We start from the raw sequence: 11,544 nt of genomic DNA on the forward strand, positions 1-11,544 counted from the left end.
CCGCCACACACGACCAGCCAGGAGACACCATGACGACTTCGGTTCCCGCAGCATCGTTCACCGACCCGGCGCCCGCGGAGACCCTGGAGCGGGTGGCCGCTGCGTTGAGGGAGAACAATTTCGCCGTCGAAATCCTCGATGACGCCGCCGCCGCGCGTACCCGCGTCAAAGACCTGGTTCCCGAGGGCGCCAGCGTGTTCACCGGAGCCAGCGAGACCCTCCGCCTGTCCGGCATCGATGAGGACCTCAACGGCAGCGGACGATACGAGTCCGCCAAGGCGCGCAGTGTGACCATGGACCGCGCCACCCAATTGGCCGAGATCTGGCGGATGATCGCCTGCCCCGACGTCATTGTGGGCAGCGTCGCCGCGGTCACCGAGACCGGCTCCCTTGTGGCCGCCTCGGCCAGCGGAAGCCAGCTGGCCGGCTACTCGGGCGCCGCGGCAAGCGTGATCTGGATCGTCGGAGCGCAGAAGGTGGTGCCTGACCTGAGCACCGCGCTGCGCCGCATCGAAGACCACTGCGTCCCGCTGGAAAACGAACGCGCCAAGAAAGCCTACGGGGTGCCCAGCGCCCTCAACCGCCTTCTCATCCTCAACGCAGAACCCCACCCCGGGCGCGGCACCGTCCTGCTGCTCCGCGAAGCCATCGGATTCTGAACCACCCGTAGGGCAGCGGGTCCAGATCCTCCAGCTTGAAGCCAAGATGGCAGCACAGGCACGGACATCCTCGTTTTCGATCACAGGGGGCAGGCACCCGAGTGATCTTGAGGCTCCGTGCCTGCGTTGCTTCTGGACCCTGCCGCGCCCACCGATCCGCGCGTTCTAAGCCCGGCGCGCTGATGCGAGTCAGCGGCGTTCGGGGGCGGCGGGGGTGAAGTCATCGTGGCCCAGGACGCGCAGCAGGCTCAGGCTATCGGTGGTGGACGTGCCCGGCGGCGGCGTGAAGATGGTCAGGCGCTGGTCTTCGGCCGGGCTCAGCAGCATCTCGCACTCCAGCTCGATGGGCCCGATCGCCGGATGGTCGACGCGCACCCGGCTGGCGCGCCGCACGGCGACCTCGTGCAACTCCCACAGGGCGGCGAACTCGGCGCTGACCTCGCGCAGCCGGGCGACCAGGCGGGTGGAGACGGCGTCGTTGCCGCGCCGGGCGACGGAGGCCCGCAGGTCGGCGACGTAGTCGCGGCCCTGCCGTTCGCGCTCCTCCGCTGAGTAGATCCGGCGGATCGTCGGATCGGTGAACCACCGCCAGATGAAGTTGCGGTCCTGCGCGCGGACCGAGCAGATGCAGCCGAGGAGCGCCTCGGCCATGGTGTTGCGGGCGAGCAGGTCACCGAGGTCGTTGGTGATGTGCGCCGGGGTCTCATTGAGCTGGTCGAGCAGGTAGAGCAGGCTGGGCCGTACGTGGTCGCCCGCCAGCCGGCCTGCGGGCGGCCGGTGCCCCGCCAGCAGGTAGAGGTGGTCGCGCTCGTCGTCGGTCAGGCGCAGCGCGTGGGCCAGCGAGCTCAGGATCTGCAGAGACGGCTGGGGGCTTCTGGCCTGCTCGAGGCGCATGTAGTAGTCGGCGGACATCCCCGCGAGCTGGGAGATCTCCTCGCGCCGCAGCCCGGGCGTACGGCGGCGGGGCCCGGCCGGCAGGCCGACCTCCTGGGGGCGCAACCGTTCCCTGGAGCGACGGAGGAAGTCGGCGAGCTCGCGGCGGTCCATCTCCATAACGTCATCATCCCCGAGGTTCCCCGCAGGTCCGGACGCTCAGCCAGGGATTGGCGATCCTAGGGAGAACTGTCCGCTCGTCCCCGCCGTGGGTTCTTGGCAACGTGGTCGGTGTTCGGCCGGACCGGCCGGGCGCAGACCGTTGAGGGAGCACGTCATGGCGAAGGCAGTGCGGTTCGAGCAGTACGGCGGGATCGAGGTTCTGCAGGTCGTCGAGGTCGACCGGCCCGTCCCGGGACCCGGCCAGGTGCTCGTACGAGTGAAGGTCACGTCGATCAACCCGGGGGAGGTGCACATCCGTACGGGGGCGCTGCACGAGCGGTGGCCCGCGACGTTCCCGTCCGGCCAGGGCAGCGACCTGGCCGGGTTCGTCGAGGAGATCGGCGAGGGCGTCACCGGGTTCTCGGCCGGTGACGAGGTGATCGGCTTCACCGACGACCGGGCGAGCCACGCGGAGTTCGTGCTCGTCGAGGCCGCGAACCTCATTCACCGGCCGGCGGATGTCCCGTGGGAGCAGGCCGGGACGCTGTACATCGCGGGGACCACGGCGTACGCGGCGGTGCGCGCCGTGGCGGCGGGACCCGGAGACACGGTCGTGATCTCCGGCGCCGCCGGGGGAGTGGGGACGATCGCCGTCCAGCTCGCCGGCAACGCGGGCGCCCGGGTGATCGGCCTGGCGAGTGACGCCAACCATCAGTGGCTCGCGGACCACGGGGCGATCCCGGTCTCGTACGGCGACGGCGTCGCCGACCGGATCAAGGCCGCCGCGCCTGATGGGAAGGTCGACGCGTTCATCGACACCTTCGGTTCCAGCTACGTCAAGCTCGCGCTCGACCTGCGGGTGGCTCCCGAGCGGATCGACACCATCACCGACTGGAAGGCCGCCGAGAAGTACGGGGTCAAGACCGAGGGGAATGCGGAGGCGGCCAACGCCGAGGTGCTCGCCGAGCTGGCCGCGCTGATCGAGAAGGGGCAGCTGGAGATCCCGATCGCCCGCACCTACCCCCTCGACCAGATCCGGGACGCCTACCGCGAGCTGGAGAAGCGCCACACCCGGGGCAAGATCGTCCTGAAGCCGTGAGACGCAGGGCAAGGCCGTGCGCGCCAGAACCGCCGCGCACGGCCTGCCTGGCTCGGACCCCACCGCCGCGGTCGGCCGGGGTGGTCCGCGACGTCCGTCATGGCCGCCCTCAGCGGAACGGCATCAGCGAGCCGGGTAGGGCGTCGTCTGGAAGCGCGCACGGAACTCGGCGAGGAGCTCCTCGGTGACCTCCGCGCCGGCCTCCACCTCCGCGTGCACCTGCCGGAAGTAGTCCTCATATCCCGCCGGCGTGTACATGCACAGGCCACGTACCGGCACCTCACCGGCGTTACGGAATCCGTGCGGGGTCCCGCGTACGGCCGCCAGCAGATGTCCGGGCCCCGCGGTGATCTCGCCGTCGCCGTCATGCAGCGTGAGTTCGCCGTCGAGGACGTAGAAGTACTCGTCGTGGCCGTGGTGCACATGCGGCCGTGCGCCCAGCACGCCGGGGTCCAGCGTGAACTCCTCGAAGGCGAACCTGCCTCCGGTATGCGTCGCGGTGAGCCGGAACAGATGGTCGACTCCGGCCACCGCGATGAGTTCGCCTTCACCCGGCGTGCGCAGGAGCGGACGACCCTCCGTGGAATCGGTCATGATCGCATCCTGCCCGATCACCGCCCGGGCCGCGTCCTTACATGCCGTAGCCGAGTTCTTCGGCGGCGACGGACCACAGCTGGTTCTCGCCCCGTACCGCGTCCGGGTCGATCTCGGCGAACGCGGCGAGGGCGCGGGTGGCGATCGCCTCCAGCTCCTCGTCGTCGTCCTCGGCCCGCTTCGCATCGCGGCACGCCTTACGGAACACCTCGGCACAGGCGATCAGTAGCGCCGCCGACCGGTTGACCAGCTGCGCTCCCTCGTCCGCGTCGACGATCAGGACCTCGCCGCCGTCCCGGTCGACGCCGAGCAGCGAGATGCCGGGATCCTCGCAGACCACGGCCATCGTCCTGCCGTCGAGGACGTGGTCGGGGAACGGCGGCTTCCGCCACCGTCCCTCGACCGGGACCTTCTGGTAGGTGATCGGGCGCAGCGGGGCGAGGGCCCGCTCGATCGCGTCGTCGGATTCCACGAGCGAAGTCTGTCACCGGATGACGTCAGTCGACCTCCGCGACGGCCTGGGCGAACTGCGCCTGGTAGAGCCGGGCGTAGGCGCCCTCGGCCTTGAGGAGTTCGTCGTGGGTGCCGTGTTCGACGATGCTGCCCGCCTCCATCACCAGGATGAGGTCGGCGTCGCGGATGGTGGACAGGCGGTGGGCGATGACAAAACTGGTCCGTCCCTTGCGCAGGGAGTTCATCGCACGCTGGATCAGTACTTCGGTGCGGGTGTCGACGGAGCTGGTGGCCTCGTCCAGGATGAGGATCGTCGGGCGGGCGAGGAACGCCCGGGCGATGGTGATGAGCTGCTTCTCACCGGCGCTGACGTTGGTGCCTTCGTCGTCGATGACGCTTTCGTAGCCGTCGGGCAGGGTGCGGACGAACCGGTCGACGTACGTCGCGCGTGCGGCCTCCACGACCTGCTCATGGGTGGCATCGGCCGCCCCGTACGCGATGTTGTCGGCGATGGTGCCGCCGAACAGCCACGCGTCCTGAAGCACCATCCCGGTCCTGGCGCGCAGGTCCTCCCGGGTCATCTCGGCGATGTCCACCCCGTCCAGGGTGATCCGGCCGCCCGTGACCTCGTAGAACCGCATCAGCAGGTTGACCAGGGTCGTCTTGCCCGCGCCCGTCGGGCCCACGATGGCGACCGTCTGGCCCGGTTCGACGGTCAGGGACAGGTCCTCGATCAGCGGCGTGTCGGGTGCGTACCGGAACGACACGTGCTCGAACACCACCCGGCCGCGTACTTCCTCCGGCCGCAGGGGCGTCTGCGGGTCGGGCTCCTGCTCCTCGGCGTCCAGCAGCGCGAAGACGCGTTCGGCCGAGGCGACACCGGACTGCAGCAGGTTCGCCATGCTCGCGACCTGGGTGATGGGCTGGGTGAACTGCCGGGAGTACTGCACGAACGCCTGCACGTCTCCCAGTGACAGCGAGCCCGACGCCACCCGCAGGCCGCCGACGACCGCGACGAGGACGTAGTTGAGGTTGCCGATGAACATCATCGCGGGCTGGATCAGGCCGGAGATGAACTGCGCCTTGAAACTCGACGTGTACAGCGTGTCGTTGTGCTTCCGGAAGGTCTCCAGCGACTCCTTCTGGCGTCCGAACACCTTGACCAGCGAGTGGCCCGTGTACATCTCCTCGATGTGCCCGTTGAGCCGGCCCGTCGTGGCCCACTGCTTGATGAACTGAGGCTGCGCCTTCTTGCCGATCCGGGAGGCGACCACCATCGCGACCGGCACGGTGACCAGCGCGATCAGTGCCAGGAGGGGGGAGATGAGGATCATCATGGTGAGCACGCCGACGATGGTGAGCAGGGAGGTCAGCATCTGGCTGAGGGTCTGCTGCAGCGTCTGGGCGAGGTTGTCGATGTCGTTGGTGACCCGGCTGAGCACCTCACCGTGCGGCTGACGATCGAAGTAACTCAGCGGCAGCCGGGACAGCTTCGACTCCGCCTGCTCACGCAACCGGAACATCGACCGCTGCACGATCGTGGTCGTGAGCCGGCCCTGGATCAGGCCGAAGACCGCGGCCACCGCGAACAGCGCCAGCGCGGCCAGCAGCACCATGCCGACCTTGCCGAAGTCGATGCCGTGCCCGGGTACGACGTCCATCGAGCTCAGCATGTCCGCGAGCGTGCCCTGGCCGGTGCTCCGCAGATGCGCGACCACCTCGGCCTTGGAATGGCCGGCGGGCAGCTGGCGGCCGATGACGCCGGCGAAGATCAGGTCGGTGGCGCGGCCGAGGATCTTCGGGCCGACCACCGTCGTCGCGACGCTCGCCGTGGCCAGGAGCAGGGTGGTGACGATGATCGGCCGCTCGGGCCGCAGCATGCGCAGCAGCCGCCGGCTCGATCCGCCGAAGTCCAGGGACTTCTCCGTCGACCGCCCGGCCATGAACGCCGCCGGCCCACGGGCCATGCCCGCGCCGCCGGCCGGCCCCGGCCCCCGGCTGGGCACCGCCCGTTCGCCGTTGCCCGAGGACGCGGGCTCGCTTCCGTTCTGTCCCCCACTCATGCGGCCTCCTTCGTCGGAGGGGTGACCAGGCGCGCCATGCTTATGATTCGCTCGCTCCGCTCGCTCATGCCATTTCCCCCGCTACTCATGCCGCCTCCTGCTCCGTGAGCTGGGAGAGCACGATCTCCCGGTAGGTGGCGTTGGTGTCCATCAGTTCGTGGTGGGTGCCGGTGCCGACGACCTGGCCCTCGTCGAGGACGATGATGCGGTCGGCGTGCCGGATGGTGGAGACCCGCTGCGCCACGATGACGACGGTCGCGTCGGCGGTCTCGTTCGCCAGCGCCGCGCGCAGGGCGGCATCGGTCGCGTAGTCCAGGGCGGAGAACGAGTCGTCGAACAGGTAGATCTCGGGCCGGCGGACGAGCGCGCGGGCGATGGCCAGGCGCTGGCGCTGGCCGCCCGAGACGTTCGTGCCGCCCTGGTCGATCTTGGCGTCCAGGCAGCCTTCCATGCGTTCCACGAAGTCCTTGGCCTGGGCGATCTCGAGGGCGCGCCAGATCTCTTCGTCGGTGGCGTCCGGTTTTCCGTACCGCAGGTTGGAGGCGACCGTGCCGGTGAAGAGGTACGGCTTCTGCGGGACCAGCGCGACCGCGTCGGACAGCGTCACCGGGTCCAGGTCACGGACGTCGACGCCGTCGACGAGGACGGTGCCGCCGGTGGCGTCCATGAGCCGTGGGATGAGGTTCAGCAGCGTGGTCTTGCCGCTGCCGGTCGAGCCGATGATCGCGGTGATCTCACCGGGCCGCGCGACCAGGCCGACGCCGGACAGTACGGGCTCCTCGGCGCCCGGGAACCGGAACTCGACGTCCCGCAGCTCCAGATGGCCGTGCACGTTCAGGGTCCGCACCGGGTCCGCCGGCGGGACGACGCTCGACTCGGTCTCCAGGACCTCCTGGATGCGTTCGGCGCACACCTCCGCGCGCGGCACCATCATGAACATGAAGGTCGCCATCATGACCGACATCAGGATCTGCATGAGGTAGCTCAGGAACGCCGTGAGCGCCCCGACCTTCATCGACCCGTCACTGATCAGGTGACCGCCGAACCACAGGACGGCGACGCTGGAGACGTTGACCACCAGCATCACCAGCGGGAACATCAGGGCCATCAGCCGGCCGGTCCCCAGCGACACGTCGAGCAGTTCGGTGTTGGACGTTTCGAACCGCCGCTGCTCGGGGGCGTCGCGGACGAAGGCCCGGATGACTCGGACCCCGGTGATCTGCTCGCGCAGGATGCGGTTGATGGTGTCGATGCGTTCCTGCATCAGCCGGAACAGGGACCGCATCCGCGTGATGATCAGCCCGATCACCACGCCGAGGATGGGGACGATGATGAGCAGCAGTGAGGACAGCGTCACGTTCTGGTTCAGCGCCAGCACGATGCCGCCGACGCCCATGATCGGAGCCGCCACCATCATGGTGAAGGTCATCAGGGCGAGCATCTGGACCTGTTGCACGTCGTTCGTGGTCCGCGTGATCAGCGACGGGGTGCCGAACCTGCCCACCTCACGGGCGGAGAAGTCCTGGACGCGGGTGAAGATGGCGGCCCGGATGTCGCGGCCGACTGCCATCGAGGTACGGGCGCCGAAGTAGACGGCGCTCACCGAGCAGACGATCTGCACGAGGGAGATGGCGAGCATGACGCCGCCGGTGCTCATGATGTAACCGGTGTCGCCCTTGACCACCCCCTTGTCGATGATGTCGGCGTTCAGGGTCGGCAGGTAGAGCGTGGCGAGCGTCTGCACGAACTGCAGCGCGACGACGAGCGCCAGCGGCCGGCGGTAGGGGCGCAGATGGACGCGCAGGAGTCGGATCAGCACACGACACTCTCTCGGGGGGGACGGCAACGGAGGGCGAACCGGCTCTCTGCCGGGAAATCACACACAGCAGGTGCAAACAGAAAAATACCGCCAAGAGACGGCACCGGCGGTCTGATTTTTTGCGCCCTCGGCGATCGTCACGCTCCCGGCCGGAGATCGGCCAGGGGGCCGGTCGGGAGCGCGATCCATCCCTCGGACGTCGCCGTCTCGAGCTCGTCCGTCCTCGGGGTGACGGTGCGGCCCTGGTACGCCGCACGCGCGGTGAGCGCCGCGATCACCGTGTCCGTGGCGTCGTGTGAACGGCGGCAGAGCGCATCGAATGCTCCCGGATCCAGCCAGGGCGCCGCCGCCCGCAGGGCGTCGACGAGCCGTCCGAGAGCCGCGAGGTCGCCGGGGCGCTTGTAACCGCGGTGCGGCAGCCCCCACAGCCGGAGGGACGCGGCCGGGTAGACCTCGACGACGACACCGGTCCCGGAGCGGTCCACCGGGCGGCCGGCCCGCGCGAGGCGGGCCAGCAGCGCGGCGCAGCGCATGGCCGCGTGGCCGATCCGATCGGCGGAGACGCTCAGCGGGGTCAGGCCGGTGCGGTCGTGGACGACCCGGTCGGTCAGCCGCAGCGCCAGGTTCCTGCGCCAGTCGCGGCCGCGCGCTCCCGCGGGCACGTCGACGTTCCCCGACCGGTGCGCGGTGACGAACTCGACGAAGGGGACCGGCCAGCCGAACGGGCAGTCGATGCCCGCCTTGTCCGCCGTCATCAGCGCGTCGATGAGCGTTCCGTCGTCACAGCCGCAGCGGATCTCGCGAACCGAGCACGTGTCAGGCCCCCACTCCAGCCATGCCAGCGCGGTACCGGCCGGCTCCGCGGCGAGATCGACTCCAAGGGCGAGCACGGGTTCACGATAAGCCGCGTCCTTCTGACGGCAGGCCACCGTACGGGAGACACCACTCGTCCTTGAGACGTTGGGCTTCACGAGGGGCGCCGCCGCCGGTGTGATCGACCGCGCCGCGGGGACGCTCTGCCGTCGAGGACGATCGGCCAAGGAGGCGCCGTGAGGTTTGTGCTGCGTGAGCGGGTGTTCGGGATCGGTGAGGATTTCTGGGTCGAAGATGAGGCGGGGGAGCGCGTCTTCCTCGTCGACGGCAAGGCGTTGCGGCTGCGTCAGACCTTCGAGCTCAAGGGGCCCGGAGGGGAGGTGCTCGCCGTCATCCGCAAGAAGATGGTCGCCATCCGCGACACGATGGTCGTCGAACGCGACGGCGAGACGGTGGCCAAGGTGCACCGGAAGCTGTTCAGCCCGCTCCGGCACAAGATGCTGATCGAGCTCGCCGACGGGCAGGAGTGGACGGCGAGCGGTGACCTCATCGAGAAGAACTACGAGATCGAGGGCGACGAGGGCGTCGTCGCCCAGACGTCCCGCAAGTGGTTCCGGATCCGCGACACGTACGGCGTCGAGGTTCACCACCCCGACGTGCCGCTGGTCCTCGCCGTCGCCGTCGCGGTCGACGAACTCGCCGCGGACGAGCGGCGCGAGGACGACTGACGGCAGGGCGTACCTCCCCGATCGCCGAAGAACCGTTTCTCGGCGCACTCCATGAACGCCTGGAGCTCACCCGTCCTCGGGGCGGCGCAGCACCCGGCGCTGCGCGAAGGAGCCGTTCCGGGCCGCCTTGGCGGCCCGGAGGCGGTCGAGTTCACCGGGCTCGACGCCGTTCGCGGCGGCGAGGGCGTAGACCACTTCGAGGATGTCGGCGAGCTCCTCCACCGCGCCGGACTCGGCGAACTCCCCGACCTCCTCGTACAGCTTGGCGCGGAGCAGCATGCGGTACTCGCCGTCGCCGGCGGCCCGGACCTCGGGGACGCGGCCGGTGGCCTGGATGAGCTCGGGCGCGCGGTCGCGTACGAGCTTCTCCAGCCGTCCGGGGCCGGCCTTGGTGCGGTGCGTCAGGTCGCCGTCGCGGCGGTCGAGCGCCTGGACCCACTTGACCGCGACGGCGGCGGTCTGGACGAGCTCGGTCCGCAGAGCCTGCGGGTCGGTCTCGGCCAGCGACTCGTGGAACTCCTCGGCGAGAATGTGCCGCCAGGTGAGCCGGGCCCCCTCCCACGCCTCCCGGCAGTCGCGTTTGGCCGCGTCGGCCGTTGCCGCGTGCTCGGGCCCGGTGCCGTCGGGGAGATCCTGGACGCCCCACATCGTGTCCTGAGCGGCGCGCTCCGCGGCGACGTCGGCCAGCACGCGGGCGAGCGCGCCAGGTGTCCCGGAGTCGCCTGCCGCCGGGGCACCCACCGTACGGGTTGTCGGCTGGGTTCATGCCGTCAGTCTGGACGGGTCGGCACCCCTGGGAGGCGGGAATCCGGACGTCGCCGGGTTGGTCATTCGGCCTCGCGGCGTGCCTGGGCCCGTCGTTTGCCCTCGCGCATCGCCTGCACGCGGGCGACGGGGATCGTACGGCCCTCCTCGATCAGGCCGGAGATCGGGAGATTCTTCTGCTTGGCTTCCTCCCGCCTCGTAAACGAGGGGGGTTCCTACGGCTCGCGCCGTTGGGCTTCCTGCTTCAGTGCCGACAGCCCCAACTGGGAGGAGTCCCGTTGAGGTCTTACCGCGGCTCCACAGGCCGACACCGCCAGCCCGGCGGCCAGAATGTTCTTGGCTGCGTTCACGTCCCGGTCGTGGGTCGCGCCGCACTCGCACGTCCAAGTACGGACGTTCAGGGGCATCTTGTCGGCCAAGGTGCTACAGATCGAGCACAGTTTGGAGGAGGGGAGCCAGCGGTCGACTGCGATCACTTCGCGGCCGTACCAGGCGGCTTTGTACTCCAGCATGCTGCGGAACTGCGACCACGCGGCATCGGCGATGGCGCGGGCCAGGTTGCCGTTCTTCAGCATGTTCCGGACGGTCAGATCCTCGATCACGATCGTTTGGTTCTCACGAACGAGTCGAGTGGTGAGCTTGTGCAGGGTGTCGCGGCGCCGGTCGGCGATCCGGGCGTGGATCCGGGCGACCTTACGCCGGGCCTTGGCCCGGTTCGAACCGTCTCCCTTGGCTTTGCGGGACAACCTCCGCTGCGCCCGGGCCAGACGCTTGCGGTCCCGGCGCTCATGCCGGGGATTGGTGATCTTCTCTCCGGTCGACAACGTCAGCAGGTGATCCAGCCCGGCATCCACCCCGACCGCGTTGCCGTTGACCGGGAGCGGCTGGATGCCGGGGTCTTCGCACAGCAGCGACACGAACCAGCGTCCCGCCGAGTCTTGGGATACGGTCACCGTAGACGGCTTGACGCCCTCGGGAAGAGGCCTTGACCAGGCGATGTTCAGCGGCTCTGTCATTTTCGCGAGGGTGAGCTTCCCCTCCCGGAACCGGAATCCGCTGGCGGTGTACTCCGCCGACTTGCGAGACTTCTTCTTCGCCTTGAACCGCGGATACCTGGCTCGTTTGGTGAAGAAGTTGGTGAAGGCGGTTTGCAGGTGCCGCAGCGTCTGCTGGAGCGGGACCGAGGACACTTCGTTGAGGTAGGCCAGCTCCTCGGTCTTCTTCCATACCGTTAGCATCGCCGACGTGGCGTTGTAGCCGATGCGTTCCCGGCGCAGCGTCCAGGCCTCGGTGCGGGCGTCCAGCGCCATGTTGTAGACCTTGCGCACGCATCCGAACGTGCGCGACAGCTCGGCTGCCTGCGCATCGGTCGGATAGAAGCGGTACTTGAAAGCACGCTTCACGTGAGTGGTCACAGTCCGCAAACTATAGCGTCAGTGTGTGACCGTGTGCGCTCATCAGGCCACTTTCCCGGCGCCGGCACGACGGGTCAACCCCACCCCCGCCGGAACACCAT

General features: G+C 69.2%; 11 protein-coding genes. 3 read left to right on the top strand and 8 right to left on the bottom strand.

Annotated features, from left to right (window positions below; genetic code table 11):
- The first annotated feature begins 29 nt into the window (after positions 1–29).
- Positions 30–659, top strand: a complete 630-nt coding sequence (locus tag AB0I04_RS29115) for an LUD domain-containing protein (RefSeq protein WP_360891148.1) — start codon at positions 30–32, stop codon at positions 657–659.
- A 189-nt stretch (positions 660–848) separates the two neighbouring features.
- Here AB0I04_RS29115 and AB0I04_RS29120 read toward each other — a convergent pair whose 3' ends face one another.
- Positions 849–1,712, bottom strand: coding sequence for a helix-turn-helix transcriptional regulator (locus AB0I04_RS29120; RefSeq protein WP_360891150.1), 864 nt, complete (start codon positions 1,710–1,712; stop codon positions 849–851).
- Positions 1,713–1,869: 157 nt separating this feature from the next.
- Here AB0I04_RS29120 and AB0I04_RS29125 point away from each other — a divergent pair, with 157 nt between their 5' ends.
- Positions 1,870–2,793: an NADP-dependent oxidoreductase gene (locus AB0I04_RS29125; protein WP_360891153.1), complete on the top strand. Its 924-nt coding sequence runs from the start codon at positions 1,870–1,872 to the stop codon at positions 2,791–2,793.
- Between the two features lie 123 nt (positions 2,794–2,916).
- Here AB0I04_RS29125 and AB0I04_RS29130 read toward each other — a convergent pair whose 3' ends face one another.
- From AB0I04_RS29130 to AB0I04_RS29150, 5 genes are all read right to left on the bottom strand, one after another.
- A complete protein-coding gene (locus AB0I04_RS29130) occupies positions 2,917–3,387 on the bottom strand; it encodes a cupin domain-containing protein (protein ID WP_360891156.1) in 471 nt (156 codons plus the stop codon).
- Between the two features lie 37 nt (positions 3,388–3,424).
- A complete protein-coding gene (locus AB0I04_RS29135; RefSeq protein WP_360891159.1) occupies positions 3,425–3,859 on the bottom strand; it encodes an SUKH-4 family immunity protein in 435 nt (144 codons plus the stop codon).
- Between the two features lie 25 nt (positions 3,860–3,884).
- A complete protein-coding gene (locus tag AB0I04_RS29140) occupies positions 3,885–5,903 on the bottom strand; it encodes an ABC transporter ATP-binding protein (RefSeq protein ID WP_360891162.1) in 2,019 nt (672 codons plus the stop codon).
- Positions 5,904–5,988: 85 nt separating this feature from the next.
- Positions 5,989–7,722: an ABC transporter ATP-binding protein gene (locus AB0I04_RS29145; protein ID WP_360891164.1), complete on the bottom strand. Its 1,734-nt coding sequence runs from the start codon at positions 7,720–7,722 to the stop codon at positions 5,989–5,991.
- A 137-nt stretch (positions 7,723–7,859) separates the two neighbouring features.
- Positions 7,860–8,612 (bottom strand): DUF429 domain-containing protein, encoded by a 753-nt coding sequence (locus AB0I04_RS29150; protein ID WP_360891166.1) that lies wholly within the window; start codon positions 8,610–8,612, stop codon positions 7,860–7,862.
- A gap of 159 nt (positions 8,613–8,771) precedes the next feature.
- Here AB0I04_RS29150 and AB0I04_RS29155 point away from each other — a divergent pair, with 159 nt between their 5' ends.
- Positions 8,772–9,263 (top strand): LURP-one-related family protein, encoded by a 492-nt coding sequence (locus AB0I04_RS29155; RefSeq protein WP_360891169.1) that lies wholly within the window; start codon positions 8,772–8,774, stop codon positions 9,261–9,263.
- Between the two features lie 66 nt (positions 9,264–9,329).
- Here the strand turns inward: AB0I04_RS29155 and AB0I04_RS29160 are convergent, their stop codons facing one another.
- Together AB0I04_RS29160 and AB0I04_RS29165 are read right to left on the bottom strand one after the other, a co-directional pair.
- Positions 9,330–10,004, bottom strand: a complete 675-nt coding sequence (locus tag AB0I04_RS29160; RefSeq protein WP_360891171.1) for a nucleoside triphosphate pyrophosphohydrolase — start codon at positions 10,002–10,004, stop codon at positions 9,330–9,332.
- Between the two features lie 239 nt (positions 10,005–10,243).
- On the bottom strand, positions 10,244–11,443 hold the full coding sequence (locus AB0I04_RS29165) for an RNA-guided endonuclease TnpB family protein (protein WP_360891174.1): 1,200 nt from the start codon (positions 11,441–11,443) through the stop codon (positions 10,244–10,246).
- Between the last annotated feature and the right edge of the window lie 101 nt (positions 11,444–11,544).

The organism is Actinoallomurus sp. NPDC050550 (genome assembly GCF_040655075.1).
Lineage (GTDB): Bacteria > Actinomycetota > Actinomycetes > Streptosporangiales > Streptosporangiaceae > Actinoallomurus.

What these genes read in the sequence shown, in the direction of transcription:
- AB0I04_RS29130 (WP_360891156.1), bottom strand. Translation starts at nt 3,387, where the DNA reads ATGACCGATTCCACGGAGGGTCGTCCGCTCCTGCGCACGCCGGGTGAA.
- AB0I04_RS29115 (WP_360891148.1), top strand. Translation starts at nt 30, where the DNA reads ATGACGACTTCGGTTCCCGCAGCATCGTTCACCGACCCGGCGCCCGCG.
- AB0I04_RS29125 (WP_360891153.1), top strand. Translation starts at nt 1,870, where the DNA reads ATGGCGAAGGCAGTGCGGTTCGAGCAGTACGGCGGGATCGAGGTTCTG.
- AB0I04_RS29120 (WP_360891150.1), bottom strand. Translation starts at nt 1,712, where the DNA reads ATGGAGATGGACCGCCGCGAGCTCGCCGACTTCCTCCGTCGCTCCAGG.
- AB0I04_RS29140 (WP_360891162.1), bottom strand. Translation starts at nt 5,903, where the DNA reads ATGAGTGGGGGACAGAACGGAAGCGAGCCCGCGTCCTCGGGCAACGGC.